At 70.6% G+C, this 21,307-nt stretch carries 21 protein-coding genes; 9 read left to right on the top strand and 12 right to left on the bottom strand.

What is annotated here, in order from left to right; translation table 11 throughout:
- Positions 1-41 precede the first annotated feature (41 nt).
- The 12 genes from IT355_20350 to IT355_20405 are packed head-to-tail and all read right to left on the bottom strand — an operon-like array spanning position 42 to position 10,057.
- A complete protein-coding gene (locus IT355_20350) occupies positions 42-758 on the bottom strand; it encodes a hypothetical protein (GenBank protein ID MCC7055634.1) in 717 nt (238 codons plus the stop codon).
- Complete coding sequence (locus IT355_20355; GenBank protein MCC7055635.1) at positions 755-2,032, bottom strand: pyridoxal phosphate-dependent aminotransferase family protein; 1,278 nt, start codon at positions 2,030-2,032, stop codon at positions 755-757. The genes IT355_20350 and IT355_20355 overlap by 4 nt, the downstream gene beginning before the upstream one ends.
- Positions 2,029-2,850, bottom strand: coding sequence for an SDR family oxidoreductase (locus IT355_20360; protein ID MCC7055636.1), 822 nt, complete (start codon positions 2,848-2,850; stop codon positions 2,029-2,031). Before IT355_20360 ends, IT355_20355 begins: the two co-directional genes overlap by 4 nt.
- Complete coding sequence (locus IT355_20365) at positions 2,847-3,107, bottom strand: hypothetical protein (protein ID MCC7055637.1); 261 nt, start codon at positions 3,105-3,107, stop codon at positions 2,847-2,849. The genes IT355_20360 and IT355_20365 overlap by 4 nt, the downstream gene beginning before the upstream one ends.
- Positions 3,104-3,910: an SDR family oxidoreductase gene (locus IT355_20370; protein ID MCC7055638.1), complete on the bottom strand. Its 807-nt coding sequence runs from the start codon at positions 3,908-3,910 to the stop codon at positions 3,104-3,106. Before IT355_20370 ends, IT355_20365 begins: the two co-directional genes overlap by 4 nt.
- Positions 3,907-4,653 (bottom strand): enoyl-CoA hydratase/isomerase family protein, encoded by a 747-nt coding sequence (locus tag IT355_20375; protein ID MCC7055639.1) that lies wholly within the window; start codon positions 4,651-4,653, stop codon positions 3,907-3,909. The genes IT355_20370 and IT355_20375 overlap by 4 nt, the downstream gene beginning before the upstream one ends.
- Positions 4,644-5,369, bottom strand: coding sequence for an enoyl-CoA hydratase/isomerase family protein (locus IT355_20380; GenBank protein MCC7055640.1), 726 nt, complete (start codon positions 5,367-5,369; stop codon positions 4,644-4,646). The genes IT355_20375 and IT355_20380 overlap by 10 nt, the downstream gene beginning before the upstream one ends.
- On the bottom strand, positions 5,360-6,592 hold the full coding sequence (locus tag IT355_20385; GenBank protein ID MCC7055641.1) for a hydroxymethylglutaryl-CoA synthase family protein: 1,233 nt from the start codon (positions 6,590-6,592) through the stop codon (positions 5,360-5,362). The genes IT355_20380 and IT355_20385 overlap by 10 nt, the downstream gene beginning before the upstream one ends.
- Positions 6,589-7,332, bottom strand: a complete 744-nt coding sequence (locus IT355_20390) for an SDR family oxidoreductase (GenBank protein MCC7055642.1) — start codon at positions 7,330-7,332, stop codon at positions 6,589-6,591. Before IT355_20390 ends, IT355_20385 begins: the two co-directional genes overlap by 4 nt.
- Positions 7,329-8,609: a beta-ketoacyl-[acyl-carrier-protein] synthase family protein gene (locus IT355_20395; GenBank protein MCC7055643.1), complete on the bottom strand. Its 1,281-nt coding sequence runs from the start codon at positions 8,607-8,609 to the stop codon at positions 7,329-7,331. The genes IT355_20390 and IT355_20395 overlap by 4 nt, the downstream gene beginning before the upstream one ends.
- Positions 8,602-9,123: a beta-hydroxyacyl-ACP dehydratase gene (locus tag IT355_20400; GenBank protein MCC7055644.1), complete on the bottom strand. Its 522-nt coding sequence runs from the start codon at positions 9,121-9,123 to the stop codon at positions 8,602-8,604. The genes IT355_20395 and IT355_20400 overlap by 8 nt, the downstream gene beginning before the upstream one ends.
- The gene (locus IT355_20405) at positions 9,113-10,057 is read right to left on the bottom strand and encodes an ACP S-malonyltransferase (protein ID MCC7055645.1); all 945 of its coding nucleotides are present in this window, start codon (positions 10,055-10,057) and stop codon (positions 9,113-9,115) included. The genes IT355_20400 and IT355_20405 overlap by 11 nt, the downstream gene beginning before the upstream one ends.
- 346 nt (positions 10,058-10,403) lie before the next feature.
- On the opposite strand from IT355_20405, the gene IT355_20410 reads away from it, so the two are divergent.
- The 9 genes from IT355_20410 (at position 10,404) to IT355_20450 (ending at position 21,243) form a co-directional block, all read left to right on the top strand.
- The gene (locus tag IT355_20410; protein ID MCC7055646.1) at positions 10,404-10,967 is read left to right on the top strand and encodes a sigma-70 family RNA polymerase sigma factor; all 564 of its coding nucleotides are present in this window, start codon (positions 10,404-10,406) and stop codon (positions 10,965-10,967) included.
- A complete protein-coding gene (locus tag IT355_20415; GenBank protein MCC7055647.1) occupies positions 10,957-13,197 on the top strand; it encodes a protein kinase in 2,241 nt (746 codons plus the stop codon). The genes IT355_20410 and IT355_20415 overlap by 11 nt, the downstream gene beginning before the upstream one ends.
- 356 nt (positions 13,198-13,553) lie before the next feature.
- Complete coding sequence (locus tag IT355_20420) at positions 13,554-14,510, top strand: agmatine deiminase family protein (protein ID MCC7055648.1); 957 nt, start codon at positions 13,554-13,556, stop codon at positions 14,508-14,510.
- Between the two features lie 95 nt (positions 14,511-14,605).
- The gene (locus IT355_20425) at positions 14,606-15,319 is read left to right on the top strand and encodes a peptidase E (GenBank protein ID MCC7055649.1); all 714 of its coding nucleotides are present in this window, start codon (positions 14,606-14,608) and stop codon (positions 15,317-15,319) included.
- A 109-nt stretch (positions 15,320-15,428) separates the two neighbouring features.
- On the top strand, positions 15,429-16,553 hold the full coding sequence (locus IT355_20430) for an aromatic ring-hydroxylating dioxygenase subunit alpha (protein MCC7055650.1): 1,125 nt from the start codon (positions 15,429-15,431) through the stop codon (positions 16,551-16,553).
- On the top strand, positions 16,550-17,902 hold the full coding sequence (locus IT355_20435; protein ID MCC7055651.1) for an amino acid permease: 1,353 nt from the start codon (positions 16,550-16,552) through the stop codon (positions 17,900-17,902). Before IT355_20430 ends, IT355_20435 begins: the two co-directional genes overlap by 4 nt.
- 68 nt (positions 17,903-17,970) lie before the next feature.
- On the top strand, positions 17,971-18,555 hold the full coding sequence (locus IT355_20440; protein MCC7055652.1) for a DUF937 domain-containing protein: 585 nt from the start codon (positions 17,971-17,973) through the stop codon (positions 18,553-18,555).
- Between the two features lie 44 nt (positions 18,556-18,599).
- Positions 18,600-20,723, top strand: coding sequence for a beta-galactosidase (locus IT355_20445; protein ID MCC7055653.1), 2,124 nt, complete (start codon positions 18,600-18,602; stop codon positions 20,721-20,723).
- Between the two features lie 73 nt (positions 20,724-20,796).
- On the top strand, positions 20,797-21,243 hold the full coding sequence (locus IT355_20450; protein MCC7055654.1) for a hypothetical protein: 447 nt from the start codon (positions 20,797-20,799) through the stop codon (positions 21,241-21,243).
- The last annotated feature ends 64 nt before the right edge of the window (positions 21,244-21,307 follow it).

A 21,307-nucleotide genomic window follows, 5' to 3' on the forward strand; every position in this document is an offset into this window, starting at 1 on the left:
CGGCGGCTGGTGTGGTGTGGCCACCAGCCGTCGCGGGTACCTCAACCCAGGCTGCGCATGGCGTAGAAGCGCTCGTGCGAGCTCGTCCCGGGCCGCTTGATCATCTGCCGGTAAGGCCGGCGGATCCGGTTCGTGTCGAGGCCGCGCCAGAACGCGTGGTCATGGAACGTGCCGGCACTCCCGGTCCGCATGCACTCGGCACGCTCACCGCTCCAGTGCCAGGCGCCGAGCCGGAGCCCGGCCTGGTCCGTGAAGTGCTGGCCCACGAAGCTGGTGTGCGACCAGGTGGGGTGCGCATCCTGGTATCGCAGCTCGACGATGGCACCGCCATCCGAGTCCGCGCGGGCGGTCAGCGCCACCTCATCGAACTCCAGTCGCAGGGATGGCTCGAGCATCACCGGCGCCGCGATGTGCTCGAGATCGGCCGCGACGAACGCCTCGGAGTTCGACCAGACGCTGTGGATCAGGAACGAGAATTTCGCATTGGGCATGGGGAGTGAGAGGTCCGGCGCCACGTGGATCACCGTGAACAGCTCGTCCATCGGTGCCACGCCCGAGGGCCGCGAGTTGTCCGTCATGCGCACCAGCCCCACGCTCACCAGCCCCATGCCGGGCCGGACTTCGACCACGGCCAGCGCGGGTGGCGCCAGGCGCTCCAGTGCGTCGAGGTCGGCCTCGAACGTGAAGAAGCGCTGGTGCGTGATGCGCCAGTCCAGCACCAGCGCACCCCCGCCGAGGATCGTGTACGGTGCCGTCACTGCCGCATCTCCTGCCGGCCGAAGCCGAAGTGCTGCGCCGCAGCCGTCAGGTTCGCGGCGCACTGCCGGATCTGTGCGTCGGAGTGCTCGCTGGTGACGAAGAGTCGCACGCGGGCCTCTCCGATCGGCACCGCCGGGAACTCCATCACGCTGCCATCCTGTCCATGCCGCTGCAGCCAGTCGCCCAGCGGGATGCTGAGCCGTTCGTCGCCGTAGATCACGGGAACCACCCAGCTCTCGCTCGGGCCGAGGCTCACGTGCGGCGCCAGCAGTGTGCGGAGGAGGCGTGCGTTGTCCCGCACACGCTCGCGGCGCGCGCGTCCATCGGGTGTCATGGCCAGCGCCAGTCCCGCGGTCACACCGGCGGTCACCGCCGGGTCGAGCGCGCAGGAGAACATCCGGCAGCGTGCGTACCAGTCCACGTACCGACTCACGTCACGGTGTGCGACGAGGGCACCACCCACGCCGCCGAGTGCCTTGCTGAACGTCAGCACGAGGTAGTCCACGTCGGCCAGCACGCCCTGCTCCTCGGCCACGCCGCGGCCGTTCGGCCCTGCCACGAGGAACGAGTGGGCCTCGTCCACCAGCACCTGCGCGCCGTGCGCCTTCGCGATCGGGACGAGTTCCCCCAGCCGCCCGAAGTCGCCGTCGGCGCTGAAGACCCCCTCGGTGCAGACGAGGGTTCGCGTGGCCGCCGGCAGCCCCGCCAGCACCGCCCGCAGGCTGTCCGGGTCGTTGTGCTCGAAGTAGTGGATGTTGGCCCGCGAGAGCTGCGCGCCCTCGAGGATCGACATGTGGACGGACCGGTCGAGGACGATGTTGTGCCGCCGCTTCATCACTGCCGAGATGGTGCCCGAGTTCACGCCGTAGCCGGCGGAGAAGAGCGAGACGCCGCGATCGGGCAGCCCGATGAACTCGAGGAGCCGCGCCTCGAGCTCGCGATGCAGCTGCAGGGTGCCGGCCTGCACGGGTGAGCTGCATGCCCCGAGTCCGTACTGGTCCAGCGCGCGCTTCGCGGCGGCGATCACCTCGGGATGGTAGCCGTAGCCGAGGTAGTTGTACGAGCAGAAGTTCAGGAGCTGCATCCGCTCCCCGGTGGTGCGCTGGACCTGCACGCTCGGGTGCTGGGCGCCCAGGCGCGCCGTCTCGAAGGCGTAGCGGCCGTCCTGTTCGACGGCACGCACCCACGCGGCGAACCGTGTCGCCTCGGACAGTTCGCCGTCGATGCTGGACAGGAACATGTCGTACGAGTAGTCGAGATAGTCGTCGGTCATGGACCCGCCGGTGCGGTGGTGGCGTGGTGGCGCTCGAAGACGTGCGAGATGCCGTCCGAGAAGACGTTCCCGTGGTCCACCGTCACGGTCTCGCCGGTCACGGCGTCGAGCAGGCCGCTCGCCAGCGCGACCGCGGCCTGCGCGACTTCCTCCGGCGTCACGAACCACGCCGGCGGCACCAGGCTGGCGAGGAAGTCGTGGAAGCCTTCGCCGAAGGTGCTGTCGAATGAGGCGGTGCGGACGGCGCGGGATCGCAGGGTGTTGATCCGCACGCCGTCGTCGCGCAGCCGGTAGGCGAGGTAGCGCACGAGGGTCTCGCCGGCGGCCTTCCCCGCGGCGACGAAGTCGTAGCCCGGCGTGTAGCGATCAGGGCCGTCGCTGGACATGACGATCACATGCCGCGGGTACCGGCCCCACGCATCGTGCATCGCGCGGAGGTACCCGAAGGTCGGCCACGTGGTGGCGCGCATGCTCTTCAGGAAGCCGCGCTCGGTGTAGTCCTCGAGGCCGCCGACCACCAGCGCGTTGCTGGCATTGCTGATGAACACGTCGACGGCCAGCCCGCGTGCCTGCAGCGCGCCGACGAGGGCGCGCGTGTCCGGCTCGCTCGCCGCATCGGCCTGCTGGACCAGCGGCGGGAGCGCGCCGGCCGCAGCGAACTGTGCGCCGATGTCCGCCTCGTCGGCACTGCCCCACGCGTGGGTGAGCACGCACTGCGCACCCAGCCGGCCGAACGCCAGTGCTGCAGCCAGCCCGATGCCGCGCGTGCCGCCGGTGACCAGCACGGTCCGGCCCGCGAAGGGGCGGAACGGAGTCATCCCGCTGCCGCCTTCTGCTGTGCCGACTCGTGGAAGAGCGTGACCAGGCCCTGGATGTCGCGCAACCCGGACAGCTCGCTGCGCGGGACCTTGAGCCGGAGCTCGCGCATCGTGGCCGACACCACCTCCACGATGTCCAGGCTGTTGGCGCCGTAGTCCTTCATGGAGCGCGACGGGTCGATGGTCTCCGGGGAGAGCCCGTCGACGGCGTTGGCGAGGTGCTTGCGCACGACGGTGAGGATCTCGTGCTCGGTCATGACTGGTGCTCCTGGCTGAGGGTGTAGAGCCGGCTGAAGTTGTCGAACACGTGCGCGCCGCCGTCGGCGCGGATGACCTGCCCGCCCATGCCGTCGAGCCAGCCGGAGCAGAGCGCGAGCACCGCATCCGCCACCACCTCGGGCGTGCTGATGATGCCGGGTGCGCGTTCGGTCACGAACGGGATGAAGACCTCGGAGAAGCTCGAGCGCAGCGCCTCGGTGTCGACGAAGCGCGTGCGCACCACGTTCACGCGTGTGCCGCCATCGCGCAGGCGCTGGTGGAGGTACCGGGCCAGCGTCTCCAGCGCCGCCTTGGACACCGCGACGAGGTCGTACCGGAAGTGGAGGGTCTCGGCCCCCTCGGACGACATGCCGATCACGTAGCGCGGGGCATGCCCGAACTGGCGGCGCGCTGCCAGCGTGTGGCTCACCAGCGGCCACGCGCTGTACTCGATGCCGGTGAGCAACCCGCGCAGGGTGTACTCGTCCAGCCCGGCCACCACCGGTGCGAAGGCGACGTTCGACACGAAGGCGTGGAGCGTGGCATGTGTCCGGCCGATCGTCGCCATCACCTGTGCGGTGTCGTCGTCCACGCGGGCGTCGGCATCGAGGAGCACGGGCGCCGCGAGGCCGTCGGCGGCAAAACTCTCGTGCAGCGTGCGCTCGCTGACCGACCCCCACTTGGCGGTGATGAAGACGTCGGCGCCACAGCGGCTGAACGCCTTCGCGGTCGCGAGGCCGATGCCGCGCGTCCCACCGGTCACCAGCACCGCCCGCCCGCGATAGTCAGTCCACATGGTCACCCCGCATAGCCGGACTCGATCCGTGCACGGATCCCCGTGTCGGCGAACGTGACGCGGTGCATGAGGCTCTCGGCCAGGTGGCTCTCCTGGAACGCGATCCGGCGACGCAGCCCGATGGCGCGCTTGAGCAGCCGCAGGGCGTCCGGTGCATGCGCCGCGATCCGCCGTGCGACGTCCAGCGCGCGCGGCAGCACCTCGTGCGACGGCAGCACATGGTTGATGCCACCCGTGCCGCGCAGCGCGCTGCCACGCCGCAGCTCGCCGGTGTAGAGCAGCTCGTGCGCGAGCGCCGGCGAGAGCACGTGTTCCAGCAGGCGCGTGCTGCCCATCCCCGGCGTGAAGCCCATCGACAGGAAGGGCAGGCCGTAGCGCGCGTCTGCGGCCAGGCACACCACGTCCGCGCACAGGCCGAGCGCGAACCCGCCGCCGACACCATGTCCCTGCATCGCGGCGATCACGGGCACGGGAAAGGCAAGCACGTCCTCGGCCAGCCGGATGTCGCCCGGTTCGTGGCGCTGCGCCGCCAGCGCCAGGAGCAGGTCGCGCGGTGCACCGGAGCAGAAGCTGGCGCCGCGGCCCGTCAGCACCAGCGCGGCAAGGTCGTCGCGCCCGCCGAGGTCGCGCAGCGTGGCCGACAGCGCCTGCACCATCGGGACCGACAGCGCGTTCCCGGTGCCCGGGTCATCCAGCGTGAGTGTCGCGACGCCGTCCTCGATCGCGACCTGCAGCAGGGTCATGTCCATGGCGCCTCGCCATCGAGGTAGCGCTGCAGGCGGCGTTGCGTCGACGGCCGGGCCACCAGTGCGGCGGTGATGCTGCCGCCTTCGAGAATGGCCTCGCGAAGCGGGCGCGACGCCTGCCGGCGCCGCCAGGTGCGGAGCGGTGCCAGGCAGGTCGCATCACCACGGGCGACGCTGCGCACGAGTTGCCTGACGGCCTGCTCCAGCGCGTGCACCGGCACGATCCGGTCGATCAGCCCGATGCGGAGTGCCTCCGCCGCATCGATCGAATGGCCCTGCAATGCCAGCGCCTCCAGTGCGCGGCCTGCCACCCGGTCGCTCAGGACCGGCCAGATGGAGGCGGGGAAGAAGCCCCACAGCAGCTCCGGCAGGGCGAACGTCGCGCGTGGCGTGGCCAGCACCACATCACACGCGGCCGCGAAGCCCACACCACCGCCGATGGCGGCGCCATCCACCGCGGCCACCCGCGGGACCGGCAGTTCCGTCAGCAGCACGAGGAGGTCCGCGAAACGCTGCAGGGAGCGGCGCGCCGCGTCGGGATCCGCCGACGCTGCCGCCTGTTCGAGGGACAAGCCGCGGCAGAAGGTGGTGCCCGGGGCATGCCCGCTGAGGACGAGCACCCGGCCGTCCGGCTCGCCGAACGCCACCTCGAGCGCGCGCAGTGAGGTCGCGTCGAACTCGGCGGGCAGTGCGATCACCCTCGCGTGGCTCAGCTCCATGCGTACTCCCGCACGTAGTCCCGGATGCCGCGCAGGACCAGGCGTCCCGTGCCGGCGTAGTGTGTCTCGTACAGGCCTGGGAGCACCGCGCGGACCGGCACGTGCGCGGGCTTGTGCATCGCACCGTGGAGGGCGAGCTCGCAGGCCTCGTACTCGGCGATGGACAACGCTCGCCGTGCGTCGAGGGCGGCGTCGATGTGCAGCGCCTGCGCGACTCGCTGGCTCGAGGCGGTGGTGCGCATACCGTAGAACTCGGCGCACGAGCCGGAGCCGTACGCATAGACGCCAACGCGCGCGCCCGGCGCGGGCGGGTGTTCAGCCAGCAGCGCGGCGAGCGCGACGAAGGTGCTGGCCCCGTAGATGCCGCCAAGTCGCCGGGTGTAGCGCAACGAGGGTGCCGACTTGCGGGCCCAGTGCTCCCGCGCTGCAGTGCGTGACAGCCCCAGCGCCTGCTGCGCCAGGCGCATGTGTGCGCGCTCGGCCAGGCCACCGAACGGCACGTGGTAGATGTGTGCCGCGAAGTGCCGCTCGAAGTCGATCGGCGCGCCCCACTTCCGTTCGTAGTCCGCGTACGTCTCGGCCACGCCATCGAGGTAGGACGCCAGGCTGGTCTCGGCGTCGCCCGTCTCCACCCCCGGCGCCGGGCGGAAGATGTCTGCGGTCTCGTGGGCGAAGACACCGGAGGCTGCCCCCTCGAACTCCGCCAGCTGCACGTGCCGGCTGATCAGCACTGCGGCGGCGCCCGCACCCAGCACCGGCTCCTGCACGCCATGCAGCCCGAGGAGGGCGTGGTCGGCATTGATCACCAGCACGCGGGCGTCCGGGTCCGGGTCGCTCACGACCAGCCGCCGCGCGACCTGCACGGCGGCCGTGGCGCCGTAGCACGCGTGCTTGACCTCGAAGTTGCGGCAGTCGGAGGGAAGGTCGAGCAGCCGGTGCACCCAGGAGCTCACCGGCTTCTCCTGGTCGATGGCGCTTTCCGTCGCCACCATGAGCCACCGGATGTGCGGTCGGGTGACCGGCGTGACGAGCCGGCGTGCGGCGTTCACGGCCAGCGTCACCACGTCGTCGAACGGGCTGAGCACCGTGCGCTCACGGCAGTGCAGCCGCCGCACGAAGTTGTCGGCGTCCAGCCCGCGTGCGTCGCACAACTGGCCGATGTCCAGCGCCAGTGTACCGACGTCGACGCCGAGGCCCTCGATCCCCACCGGACCCGCGCTCAATGAAACCAATCGAGGCCTCCGGTGACGCCCAGCGCCTGGCCGTTCACGAAGGATCCCCCCTCACCGGCCAGGTAGAGCACCGCGGCGCCGACGTCGTCGGGTCGTCCGATGCGACCGACCGGGCAGTGCGCGGCGTAGAAGTCGCGCTTCTGCTGCGACAGCTCGGCCGCCGTCATGTCCGTCTCGAACAGCGAGAGGAGCAGGGCGTTGCTGGTGATGTTCTTGCGGCCATACTCCTTCGCCACCGCGGCCGACAGCCCCAGGAGGCCCGCCTTGCTGGCGCAGTAGGCGACGTCGCCAGCCATGCCATGCGCGGCGATCGACGAGATGTAGATGAACCGGCCGAAGCCACCTGAGAGGAACACCGGCAGGAAGGCGCGCGTGAGGTAGAAGGCACTGGTGAGGTTGGTGTCGATCACGTTCTGCCACTGCTCGTTCCCGAGCGAGAACGTCATGCCTGCACAGGTCACGGCGGCATTCGCGACGACCGCCTGCACGCCGCCGAACTCGTCGCTCACCGTCTCGGCCACCGCATCGACGGCGTCACTGCTGCGGACATCGAGCTGGTAGGCTTCGCAGCGCACGGCCGGATGTGCCACGCGGATCTCGTCGCGCAGGCGTGCTGCCGCGGCGCCGCGCGTGTGCCAGGTGAAGGCCACGTCATGTCCGTGCGCAGCGGCGTGCCGCACCAGCCCGGCGCCGATCCCACGCGATCCGCCCGTGATGAAGAGGACGCTCATGCGTCGTACCGCCGCCAGAGCGCGACGGAGTTGATGCCGCCGAAGCCGAACGAGTTCTTCAGGCAGAGCGGGGTGTCCACCGCCACGTTGCCGTCGCGACACACGTCGAGGTCCACCTCCGGATCGAGCGTGTCGATGTTGATGGACCGGTGCAGCCGCCGTGAGCGGAGTTGCAGGATGGCGGCGACCGTCTCGACGGTGGGCGCGGCCCAGCAGGTGTGGCCAAGCATCGACTTCGGGGCATTGATGTGGAGCGACCTGGCGTGTGCACCGAAGACGCGCTTGATCGAGCGCAATTCGGTGAGGTCGCCGAGTGGCGTGGACGTGGCGTGGGCATTGATGTAGCCGACCTCCGCCGGGTGCACGCCCGCCTGGTGCAACACGTCCCGCATCAGGCGCGCCTGCCCGTCCTCCGAGGGTTGCGGCAAGTGGTTGCCGTCGGCGTTCGCCCCCACTGCCAGCACCTCGGCGTAGATGCGTGCTCCCCGCGCGCGCGCTGCGTCGTGCTCCTCGAGCACGAGCGTCGCCCCGCCGTGGGACGGCACGAACCCTTCGCGGCGCGTGTCGTAGGGCCGGCTCGCGAGCGACGGTGTCTCGTTGAAGCTCTCGTGGGAGATCGCCCCCATCAGCGCCATGGCATGCACGTCGATCGGCGCGAACTCGAGGACGGCGCCGACGACGATCGCCGCCTGCATCCCATGGTGCCGGATCTCGTCGACGGCGCTGCGCAGCGCCACGTTGCCGCTGGCACAGGCGGCCCCCATGGTGTAGATCGGCCCGCCGACCTGCAGCACCTCCGACACCGATCCCGCGTGGTCGGTGTCGAGCGAGTACAGCGACGTCATGCCGTCGAGGAAGTCCGGCTCGTCCTCGAAGCGCAGCCGCGAGTCGTACTGGTACAGGCCGTTGATGTTGTGCCCCGCGACGATGGCGGCGACTCGCATCCGGTCGACGGGGGCATCGAACAGGCCGGCGTCGAGGTAGCCGTCGACGGCCAGCAGGCAGGAGAGGCCGGTGGACCACGGCACCCGTCCCACCAGCCGGCGGAGCCGGCGATGGACATCGTCGGGCACCTGGGTGCGCAGCGCCTCGACGCGGGCGGTGACGTCGTACGCCGACAGGTCACCGCCGACCTTCGAGTAGATCCGGTCAGTGGGGAAGGCACGCCACCGCGTGATCGCGGAGCGGCCGGCGTACAGCGCGTCGCTGAACCCCGCCAGGGTGTCGCCGAGCGGCGTGTTGACGCTCATGCCGGTGAGCACCACGCGCCTAGTCATCGGCGAGCACCTCGGACACGGCGCAGGCCGCGAGCGTGGACCCGAGCCAGGCCTGCGTCGCGGCGACCATGGTGTAGTCCCACTCGACGATCGATGCGAGCAGCGTGACGTGGTGGCCTGGCCGCAGCGGTGCGAGGAAGGCCGCGTCGTGGATCCGGATGGCGCGCACCCGCAGCGGGGGCAGCGCCGCAGGAACGTCGTGTGTGTGGCGGCCGCAGAAGTGGAGCAGGGTGAGCGCCAGCTGCCCCATCGCCTCCACCGTCAGCGCGCCGGGAAACACCGGATCACCGGGGAAGTGACCCGTGAACAGTGGCCAGGTGGGGTCCAGCGTCACCGACCCGCGCACTGCGCGCCGGCCGAGGTCGAGGCGATCGATCCCGTCGACGAAGAGGAACGGCGCGCGATGTGGCAGCAACTGCTCGATGGCCTGCCGGCCGTGGGCGACGGCGACGCCGGCGTCAGCCGTGAGCAGCGGGTCACGCCGCAGCGCGCGGTGCTGTGTCTCAGTGAGCATGGCGAAGTGCTCGCATGGTCGACTCGAAGTGCTCGGTCGGCGTGGTGTCATGGTCGGTGGCATGGCGCGCCACCGGCATCCAGGGCTTGCGGAGCAGGTTGTGCAGCACGCGTCCGGGCCCGACCTCCACGAAGCGGGCGTCGGGATGCATCGCGCGGAGACGCTCCATCGACTGCCGCCAGCACACGGCGTGCGTCACGTGCCGCGTGAGCCGGTCCACCAGGTCCGCCGGTGTTGGGGAGGGCAGGGGCACCGCGTCGACATTCGGCAGGTAGACGCCGGCACCGCTGCGCCACGGTGCCGCGCGCAGGTGCTGCTGCAGCACCGGCGCAACCGGGGCGAAGAGTTCGCAGTGCATCGGCAGGCGCGGCTCGACCAGCACGGCGTCGCCGCACAGATCGTCCCGCACGTGGGCCGCCGCCCACGCGATGGCCGCCGCATCGCCCGCCAGCACGTGCTGGGTCGGCGAGTTGTGGTTGCTGACGAACAGCCGGCCATGCTGGCGCGCGGCCGGCAGCAGTGCCGCCAGCTCCGCCTCGGTCACGGGGAACACCGTGAGCATCTGCCCGCGCGGGCCAGCGTCATAGGCGCGTCCGCGTGCACTGACGAGCCGCAGGGCGTCGGTCCACTGCAGCGCGCCGATGTGCACCAGGTGCGCGTATTCCCCCAGGCTCATGCCGCACGACACGTCGCCCGCGATGCCCCGCTGCTGCACGGCGCGCAGGTGCAACAGGGTGCAGAGGAACACCGACACCTGTGTCTGCCAGTTGCTGCGGGGGGCACCAGCCAGAGGCGATTCGACGCGCTGGCCGAGGACCTCCGCCGCGTCGCGCAGCAGTCGGGCTCCCCCGTCGGCGAGGTGCGTCGCCCGCTCCAGCATGCCTGGAACGAGCGAGCTCTGGCCCGGGAACATGAAGACGGTGACTGGCGGCACGGGGACGGTGTGGCGGTCGGTGACGGCGCGCCAGGCATGCGTCGCCCGGGGCTGTCGTCGTAAGCGCCGGGGGCCTGCGAATCCGGACACCGGCCGTGCCAGGCCCCGTCGCTGACCGGATTCCCCGCCCGGCAACGCTTCTGGTGTCATGACGACCGACACGCAGCCGCCCATCCGCCGGGAGGCCGTTACAGAGTTCGGCAGGCCGCCTCGGACGGCGCGGTGTCTCGATGAGGCCGCTCTCGGGGAGGCGCACGGCCTCCCCGTACGCACGCATCGTGTGCACCTGTATACTCGGGGGGCGCACGCCGATCGGCCGCCGCGCGACCCTTCTCCATGCCCGTCGATGCCAGAGCGAGATGGTCCGATCACCGATCTGCTGAGCCGGTGGCGTGCCGGCGACGCGACCGCGCTCGAACAGCTGCTCCCGATCGTGTACGACGACCTGCGGCGCGGAGCGGCGGGACAGCTCCGCGGCGAGGCGCCGGGCCACACCCTGACCCCGACGGACGTCGTGCACGAGGCCTATCTCCGCCTCGTCCGGGCCGAGGTCGAATGGCAGGATCGGGAGCACTTCTTCGCGATGGCGTCCACCGCCATGCGCCGGATCCTCGTCGAGCATGCGCGCCGGCGACTGTCGGCCAAGCGCGGCGGTGCGCAGGCGACCATCCCGATCGACAGCCTGCAACTTGCGGCGCCGACCACCGACGAACGATTGCTGGCGCTGGACGAGGCGCTGACCACGCTCGCGACGATCGAGCCGCGCCTCGCCCGCGTGATCGAATGCCGCTTCTTCCTCGGCATGACGGAAACCGAGGCGGCGGCGGCGCTCGGCGTCACGGACCGCACCGTCCGCCGCGACTGGATCAAGGCGCGCGGGTGGCTCAAGGTCACGCTCGATGGACCCTGACCGCGGACCGTGGGCGCGTGCCCATGCCATCGTCGACGCCGCGCTCGACCAGCCGGCGGACCGGCTCGACGCATTCCTGAGCGACGCCTGCGCCGGCGATGCCGCGCTCGAGTCACGTGTGCGGCAGTGGCTCTTCGGCATCCAGGCCGCTGCCGCCGATCCCCCGTCGGTGCTGGGCGGGTATCGCCACGCGCCGGCGGAGCCGGTGGGCAGCGCCCCCGACCGGATCGGGCACTACCGCATCGTGCGCATCCTGGGCACCGGGGGCATGGGCACCGTCTTCGAGGGCGAACGCGACGACGGCACCTTCCGGCACCGGGTCGCGATCAAGATGATGCGGCCGGCGATCGCGGGGAGCGGCGAGTTCGTCCAGCGGTTCAACGACGAGCGCCAGATCCTGGCGTCGCTGTCACATCCCAACATCGCCGGCCTGCTGGACGGCGACGTGACCGCCGACGGTGTGCCGTACTGCGTGCTGGAATACGTCGAGGGGCACACGCTGACGGGGTGGTGTGATGCGCGTGGCCTCGACCTGCGGGGGCGGATCGCGCTCGTCCGGCAGGTGTGCGGCGCGGTCGGTCACGCGCACACCCGGCTGGTCGTGCATCGCGACATCAAGCCGAGCAACGTGCTCGTCACGGACGACGGCGTCGTGAAGCTGCTCGACTTCGGCATCGCGCGGCTGATCGACGACTCCGGGGAGCATGCGGCCATCACGCGCCCCGATGGCTGGCCCGCCGCGATGACGCCCGAGTACGCCAGTCCCGAGCAGTTCCGTGGCGCCCCGCTCGGCGTGGCAACCGATGTGTACAGCCTCGGCGTGGTCCTCCACGAGCTCCTCACCGGGGCTCGCCCGTTCCCGGCGGCGCGCGGCTGGCTGGCGCTGCACGATGTCGTGACGCACCAGGAGGCTCCGCTCGTGTCGTCGGCACCGATCACGCCGGACGACGCGCGCCATCGCGGAGCCTCGGTCACCGCGTTGCGGGCGTTGCTGCGTGGTGATCTCGATTGCGTGGTGGCGCGTGCGCTCGCGCGCGACCCGGCGCGGCGCTATCGCTCCGTCGACGAACTCGACGCGGACCTCATGCGCTACCTCGCCGGAGAACCGGTGCAGGCGCGCAACGGCGGGCGCGGGTACCACATCCGGAAGTTCGTCTGGCGCAACCGGGTCGCCGTCGGCGCCGCGGTGATCGCGGCCGTGACGATCCTCACCGCCTCGCTCACGGCGGTGCTGCAGGCGCGCCGGCTGGCAGCGGTGTCGTCGCAGGCGATGCTGGAGCGGAACGCTGCCCTCGACCTGTCGCGCGTGATGCTCGGTTTCCTCGAGCTCTCGTGGCCCTGGGATTCCGGCGGGACGACGCGGGCATTACGGCCCCTCCTCGACAGTGCAGGGTCGCGGCTGCTCGATCCGGCTGGCCAGCTCGGATCCCGCTATCCCTACCTCCTGCAGTCACTTGCCAGCGGGTACCTCGGGCTGGGTGACTACCCGCGTGCGCTGGCCGTGGAACAACGCGTGCTGCAGCTCCTCGAGGCACGTGGCGCGCCGCGGGACACACTCGGCCTGGCACGCATGCGAGTGGCGGAATCGCTGCGGCAGTCCGGCCGGACCGACGAGGGACTCGCGCTCTCGGCGCAGGCGATCGCCGACCTCATGCCGACGCATCCTGTGCTGGTGACCCGACTCCGCATCGCGCGCGCGCGCGGGCTGCGACGTGTCGACCGCGCGCCTGAGGCCAGTGCGTCACTCGACACGGCCATGCGATCGCTCATGCGCGACTCGACCGGGACGCAGTTGACGCAGGCGAGCGTCTGGGAGGTGCGGGCCGAACTGGCGCTCGACGCCGGCGAGCTGGATCGCGCCGCCACCTGTTTCCGCCGCTCGCTCGACCTCCGGCTCACGGCGCGGGCGCCGGCGCTGGAGATCGGCAACGGCTACGGTGACCTCGGCAAGATAGCGCTGCGGCAGGGCGACATCCGCGGCGCGGACTCGCTCGTCACCACCGCCATCGAGCGGAAGAGCGCCGCAGTGGGACGGGCACATCCCGAGGTGGCCGATGAGGTGGCATCGCTGGCGCAGGTCCGGCTGCGACAGCGTCGCGGGGCGGAGGCGCTCCTCCTGCTCGAGGAGGCGCTCACCGTCTACCGTGGCGTTGGACGGCAGTCACGGATCGACGGGATCGTGCCCCTGCGCGACTCGCTCCGCAGCGCGCTCCGCGCGGGACGGTCGTAGGACGGGAAACCCGTGACCGGGCCGCCGATCGCCTGCCGGACGTGCAGGCACCGCGTCGCCGGGCGCGCGGCGCGGAAACCGACGCTGCGCCTCCTGCGCCAGTCGAACGCCGGTTGCGCTTCGTGACACAGCGCACGTATCGTGACTTGCATGCGTTCCCGGCGCCGATGGCCGGAGCGACCCTCCCCGGCCCCGTGAGTGACGCGATGGCAACGCGACGACACTTTGTGCAGAGTGCGGGCATCCTCACGGCCGGACTCCTGGCTGGGTGTGGGGTTGCGCGCAGGGGAGATGGACCGGACATGGCTGCAGCGTGGAGAATGCCCGACGAAGCTGAACGTCATTTGCGCACGTGGATGGCATTCGGTGCCAGCGAAGCCATCTGGGGGAGGGCGCTGCTCCCGGAGGTCCGGCGAAACCTCGCGACGCTGGCCACGACGATTGCCCGCCACGAGCCGGTGTCGATGCTCGTGCGCCCGAACGAGCGCGCGCTGGCGCGGTCACTGGTGGGGGCAGATGTGGAGCTGGTCGATGTGCCGCTGGACGACCTCTGGGTGCGGGACACCGGACCGACGTTCGTCCTGACCGGCGACGGGCAGAAGCAGGCGATCGACTTCAACTTCAATGGCTGGGGTAGGAAGCAGGCGCATGCCAGCGATGCGAAGGTCGCGTCCGTCGTGGCGCGCACGTCTCAGGTTCGCATCATCGGCACCGATCTCGTGCTGGAAGGCGGATGCTTCGAGGTGGACGGCGACGGGACGGCCATCATCACGGAGAGCTGCGTCCTGAACGCCAACCGGAATCCCGGCGTCTCGAAGGCCCTGTTCGAGGATCAGCTGATGCCGTTGCTCGGGCTCCGGAAGATCATCTGGCTGCCGGGCATTCGCGGCAAGGACATCACCGACGGCCACACGGATTTCTACGCCCGCTTCGCCCGGCCTGGTGTCGTGCTCGCAGGCCATGATCCGGATCCGGCGTCGTACGACCATGCGGTCACGGAGCGGCACCTCGAGATGCTGGGATCCGCCACGGACGCACGTGGCCGCAGCCTGGAGGTCATCGTCCTCGACGGGCCGACGACGACCCGGGAGGCCTACCTGACCGATGACTTCGCAGCCGGCTACATCGGATACTACGTCTGCAACGGCGCGGTCATCATGCAGGAGTTCGGCGACGCACGGGCAGACCTCGCCGCGAAGCGTGCCGTGCAGCGCGCATTTCCCGATCGGGTGATCGAACAGATCGCCATCGACGGCATTGCGGCAGGCGGCGGAAGCATTCACTGTGCCACGCAGCAGGAACCGGCGGTGTGATGCGCGCGCGTCTGGCGTCACCGCCTGCGCTGACGTGAATCCGCAGGGACTCGGCCGACACCGTGCGCCCATCCGCCACGCCATCCCATCCGCACATGCCACACACCGCAGGCGCCAGCGTCCCCCGCCGCATCCTCATCGCCGGCGGCGGCTTCAACCGCACCTGGATCCGCCACATGGCGCAGCTCACCGGCAAGCCGCGCCCGCGCATCCTCTACCTCCCTACCGCCGCCGGCGACCACCCCGACGCCATCATCGGCTTCTACGCCGCCTGCGCCACCCTCGACGTCGAGCCGCTCGTCCAGCGCGTCTTCATCGAGAGCCTCTCCCAGGTCCTCGGCTGGGACGAGGTGCTGCTCTCTGCCGACGCCATCGTCTGCAGTGGCGGCAACACCCTCAACCAGCAGGCCATCTGGAAGGCGCAGGGCATCGACACCGTCCTCCGCACGGCCTGGGAACGCGGCATCATCCTCGGCGGATCCAGCGCAGGGTCACTCTGCTGGTTCGAGGAGGGCACCACCGACTCGCGCCCCAGGGCGCTGAGCATCGTGCGCTGCCTGGGCTTCCTGCGCGGCAGCCACTCGCCTCACTATGACGGCGAGCCGGGGCGACGCCCGCTCTATCACCAGCTGATCGGCAGCGGCGAGATGCAGCCGGGGTACGCCTGCGACAACGACGCCGGTCTCTACTTCGAGGACAACACGGTGAAGCGCGTCCTCTCCGCGCGCGACGGAGCGAAGGTCTATCATGTGAGCGTGGTGGACGGCACCGTGACCGAGCGCGTCATGGAGCCCGAACGCCTGACCTGATCGCGCCGGACGGCTGCGCGGTCCGTCATCGCGCGACGGCGCGGCCGCCCGGCGGCGGCGGCGCCGTTCCGCCCTTTCGCCCGGGCGCACCCCACCTCAGTTTCCGCCCATGCAGCCGTCCATCTCACCAGCCGAGCTGCCGGACTTCACCGCCGGCCACCTCGCGCTCACGCCGATCGAGCGTGCGGAGACCATCCCCAGCTCATGGTACGTGGACCCGCGGTTCCACGCGGTGGATCGCGACGCCATCTTCGCGCGCACCTGGCAGGGCGTCGGGCACCTCGGCCAGGTGCGCAACCCGGGTGACTACTTCCTCGCCTCGGTCGCGGACAATTCCATCATCGTGCTGCGCGACCGGGACGGCGCGCTGCGCGCGTTCTACAACGTGTGCCGCCACCGGGGCGGCCCGCTCGCCATCGAGCGCGAGGGGTGCGTCAAGGCCCTCACCTGCAAGTACCACGGCTGGACCTTCATGCTCGACGGCTCGCTGCGCGGCGTGCCGCAGTGGGATCGCGTCGAGCTGTTCGACAAGGGTGACTTCGGGCTGCTGCCGGTGACGGTCGACACGTGGGAGGACTTCGTGTTCGTGCACCTCGACCCCCACCCGGCGCAGCCGCTCGCGACGGTCATGGGTGGTATCCGCGAGCGCATCGCCCCCATCGACCTCACCACCAAGACGTTCGTGCGGCGTGTGGACTACGACGTGCAGGCGAACTGGAAGGTCTACATCGACAACTACCTCGAGGGCTACCACATCCCGCATGTGCACCCCGAGCTGATGACCCTCCTCGACTTCCAGGCCTACGAGACGGAGCTGCACCCGCACTACAGCCTGCAGCACAGCGACCTGGCGGCCGGCGAGAGTGTCTATGCCGCCGACGGCGGCAAGGCGTGGTACTACTGGGTGTTCCCGAACTTCATGCTGAACATCGCGCCCAACCGCGTGCAGGCCAACCTCGTCACGCCACTGGGGCACGACCGCTGCCGCGTCACCTTCTGGTACTACTACGACGACGCCGACAACCCGGCGCAGGTCGCGAAGCTGGCCGAGGACGTGCGCTTCTCCGACGAGGTGCAGGAGGAGGACCGCGAGATCTGCGTGCTGGTGCAGCAGGGGCTCTCGTCGCGCGCCTACGACACGGGCCGCTTCTCGGTGCAGATGGAGACGGGGGTGCACCAGTTCCAGGGGTTCATCAAGGCCGCGTACCGGGAGTGGGCGCAGGCGCAGTCGTGAGCGCCGGCCCCGACGAGCACGGTGACGGGCTGCGTGCCGAGCTCACGCTGCTCGACGCCACCATGATCAACGTCGGCACGATGGTCGGCTCGGCCATCTTCATCGTGCCGGCAGCCATCGCGGCCCACTTCAGCGGCGTCTTCCCCACCATCCTCGTCTGGGTGTGCGGCGCGCTGGTCTCGCTCTGCGGCGCGCTCTGCGTGGCCGAGCTGGGCGCGATGATGCCGGCGGCCGGCGGGCAGTACGTGTACCTCAGCCGCGCCTACGGCCGCGTGTGGGGCTTCCTGTACGGCTGGAGCGCCTCGGTCATCATCAACCCGCTCTCCATCGCGGCCATCGCCGTGGGCTTCGCGACCTACCTCGCGTACTTCATCCCGATCGGCCCGGCGGGGATCAAGGCTGCGGCCTGCCTCTCGATCGCGGCGCTCACACTGCTCAACTGCTTCGGCCTGCGGCTCGGTGCCATCACGCAGAACGTGCTCACGGTGGCCAAGATCGCGGCGGTGGTGGCAGTCATCGCGCTGTGCGTCACGCTGCCCGGGGGCTCCCTCGCACGGCTCACGCCATTCTGGCCGCACGAGTCGTGGTCGGCGCTCGTGGCACCGTTCGGCGTGGCGATGGTCGCGGTGTTGTGGGCGTTCGAGGGCTGGATCGAGGTGACCTACGTCGGCAGCGAGATCCGCAACCCGCAGCGCGACATGCCGCTCTCGATCATCATCTCGACCGTCCTGGTCGGCCTGCTCTACATCGCGCTGGCACTGGCACTCACCTGGGTGCTCGGCCAGCGTGCCGTTGCCGCATCACCGCGGGTGGCGGCCGACGCGATGACGGCCGTCCTCGGCACCGCCGGTGCCACCGTGATCGCGGCCACCGTGCTGGTGGCGACGCTCGGCTCCAACAACGGCATCGTGTTCACCGCCGCGCGGGTGCCGTACGCCATGGCACGGCAGGGCGAGTTCTGGCGCTGGGCGGGACAGGTGAGTGAGCGCCACGCCGTGCCCACGCCGGCGCTGCTGGCGCAGGGAGCGTGGTCGATCCTGCTGGCGCTCAGCGGGCGCTACGACCAGCTCTTCACCTGCATCGTGTTCGTCGCGTTCCTGTTCTACGGCATGTCCTGCGGGGCCGTGCTGCTCCTGCGGCGCCGCGAACCGGCCGCCGGCCGGCCGTACCGCACCTGGGGCTACCCCGTCACCCCGCTGGTCTTCATCGCGTTCGCGCTCTTCCTGGTGGTGAACACCGTGCGCGAGACCCCGGTGGAATCGGCCGTGGGGGTGGGCCTCCTGGTGATAGGGCTCGTCTGCTACCGCACCCTGGGCTGGCATCGCGTGAGACCCGTGCCCCACGCATAGTTTTCCCGCCACGCGCCGGCCATCCGGCTGGCCGCGGACACCCCGCGACACCCACAGGGAGCTGCAACATGAACATCACGGACATCCTCAAGCAGGTCGGTGGCCTCCAGTCGATGGCGAAGGAACTCGGGCTCAGTGAAAGCCAGGTGGCGGCCGGCGCCTCCGCGCTGGCACCGGCGGTGCTGGGCGGGTTTCAGAAGCAGGCGCAGTCCGGCGGGGTCGAGGGCCTCGGCGGCCTCCTCTCGCAGCTCGGTGGCGGCGCCCTGCTCGACAACGTCGTCTCCGCGCAGCCCACCGACACGAGCCTCGGCAACAACGTGCTGGGCCAGATCTTCGGCTCGAAGGACGTGAGCCGCACGGTGGCGCAGTCGGCCGCGGCGACGAGCGGGCTCGATGCCGGTGTGCTGAAGAAGATGCTGCCGATGCTCGCCATGGTTGTCGCCGGCTACATGGCCAAGGGGGGCGGTGCGGCACCGGCGGCGCAGCAGGCCTCCAGCGGCGGTGGGCTGGGCGGGCTGCTCGGCGGACTGCTCGGCGGCATGGGTGGCGGCGGTGGCCAGCGCGCCGGTGGCCTCGCCGGCATGATCGATTCCAACGGCGACGGCAATGCGCTCGATGACATCATGCGCATGGCCGGCAAGATGATCCGGTAACGCTCGTCATGCCGTTCGGCACCGGTCTGCGGCGGGTGGTGAGAGTGGCGGCGAGTCGTGCGCTGCTCGCCGCGACGGTGGTGGCATTCGTTCGGGACGCCGGTGCGCAACCTGCGCACCGGCGTCCCGTTCGCGTGTCGCTCCAGGGTGCCGCCCTCCTCGGCCAGCCCGACCCGATGAGCATCGGGGCCTTCTACTACCCGGAACAGTGGCCGCGCTCGCAGTGGAAGCGTGACATGGAGGGCCAGGCCCGCCTGGGGTTCGACTTCACCCACATGGCGGAGTTCAGCTGGACGTACCTCGAGCCGCGCGAGGGCACCTTCGACTTCACCTGGCTCGACGAGGCGATCGACCTCGCGGCAAAGGCCGGACTGAAGGTCATCCTCGGCACGCCATCTGCGGCGCCCCCGAGCTGGATGGGCGAGCGGTACCCGCAGGTCTATCGCGTGGACGAACGGGGACGGCGCCACGAACACGGCATCCGCGCGGAGGTGTCGCTCGCCGACCCGACCTATCGCCGTTTCGTGGATCGCATCGTCACGCGCATGGCGCAGCGCTACGGCAACGATCCGCGCGTCTGGGGCTGGCAGGTGGACAACGAACCCGGCACCTTCGCCGACTTCAGCCCGGCCGCGCGCATCGCGTTCCAGCGCTGGCTGCGCGCCAGGTACGGCACCATCGCGGCCATGAACGCCGCCTGGGGTGGCAGCTTCTGGAGCTCACGCTACGGCCGCTTCGGCGAGGTGCGCCTGCCGAACACCGTGCTCGCCGCCGAGGATCGCCTCAGCCCGCACGCGGTGCTCGACCTCGCGCGCTTCGATGCCGACGTCACCGCACGGTTTCTCGATGGGCAGGCCGGCATCATCCGGCGATACGCGCGCCATGGCCAGTGGGTGACCACGAACTACACCAACATCACCACCGGCACCGACCCGCGCCGCAGCCGCGCGATGGACTTCACCACCTTCACGCTCTACCCGGTGGCCGGGAACAACATCCTCGGTGGCGAGAGCTACGCCATCGGCGATCCCACGCGATTGATGGAGGCGGCGGCGTACTATCGCCCGATCACGGGCACCTTCGGCATCATGGAAATGCAGCCGGGGCAGGTGAACTGGGGCAGCGTGAATCCGCAGCCTGCACGCGGTGCCGTCGGCATGTGGATGTGGCACGCGTTCGCGAGCGGCGCGTCTCTGCTAGGCACCTACCGCTATCGTCACCCGCTGCGCGGCAGCGAGATGTACCATGAGGGCATCACCGGCACGGATGGTGTGACGCTTTCGCGCACCGGCCGCGAGTTCGTGGCGACGATGCGCGCGATCGACTCACTGACGCCGCTGCTCGACACTGCCGCACGCATGCCGGCGTCGCTGGCCGCGCGGCGCACGGCCATCCTCTGGAGCCACGACAACTTCTGGGACCTGGAGATCCAGCCGCAGACCACGGAATGGAGGACGTGGGCGCACCGCAACACCGTCACCGCCGCGGTGAAGTCCACGGGCGCGCCGATGGACTTCATCGCCGAGGACGCGGACTTCGGTGGGTACCCGTTCCTGGTGGCGCCGGCGTACCAGCTCGTGAGTGACGCGCTGGTGGCGAAATGGACGCAATACGTGGAGCGTGGCGGCCACCTCGTGCTCACGGCGCGCACCGGCCAGAAGGACGAGCGCGGGCACTTCCCCGAGGGACGCTGGGCCGCGCGGCTTTCCAGCCTCACGGGCGTGGACCTCGAGGCGTTCGACATGCTGCCGCCTGGTGCCACCGCGCAGGTGACGGTGCAGGGTGTGCGGCATGTGTGGCACCGCTGGGGCGACATCCTCGCGCCGCGCGCCGGCACGGAGACGCTCGCGACGTACGTCGACCGGTGGTACGACGGAAAGGCGGCGGTCACGACGCACCGCGTCGGTCGGGGCTCGGTCACCGTGATCGGCGTGTCGACCGACGATGGCGCACTCGAGCGCGCCGTGATCCGCGACGCTTATCGCCGCGCCGGCGTGACGATCGATGACCTCCCGCCGGGTGTGTTCATCGAGTGGCGGAGCGGTGTCTTCGTCGCAGTGAACTACGGTACGGCGCCGTTCGCGCCGGTGCTGCCGGCTGGCGCCGCCGTGCTGCGCGGCGTGACGCCGATGCCACCGGCGGGGGTGCTGGTGTGGAAGGTCCGCTGACGCGCGCCACACTGTGACCATCGCGGGTGCGGCGCAGTACACCGGACGTCCGCTTCTCCATGGTGCATACCCGATGCGTAACTCGAGATGGCGTGTGTGTGTCGCCGCCGTTGTGGTCGCGTGCGCCGGGCCGACCGGTCCGGACGCGGGACTGCCCTACGTGTATGCGCTGGCCAGCTGCGGTCCGGCTGACGGGCCGGCGGTGACGCTCACGTTCAGCGGCACCCCGTACTCCGGCGAGCGTGTGAGCCCGCCGTACGTGCTGATGACCGTGTACCGCCCCCCGACGGACCTCGCCGGCCGCACCTACACGTTCGATCGCACGGGCGACACCGCGTCGGGCGTGATGATCGATGCGAGTGGCGCCTACGTGGGTGCCGTGACGGGCACGCTGCAGGTCGACCGCGTCACGGGCGACAACAGCGTGGTGGCGTATGTGAACGCGCAGCTGCCCGACGGGTCGCGGCTCCGGCGCGCGTTCGTGGCACCGTGGCGCATTGCACTGGTGGCCTGCGGCTGACCGGAGCGGCGGAACGGGACGGGATGTGGAACGGGGCAGCCGGCGCGAATGCCGGCTGCCCCGT

Source organism: Gemmatimonadaceae bacterium, from assembly GCA_020851035.1.
In the GTDB taxonomy this organism is placed as follows: Bacteria; Gemmatimonadota; Gemmatimonadetes; order Gemmatimonadales; family Gemmatimonadaceae; genus JACMLX01.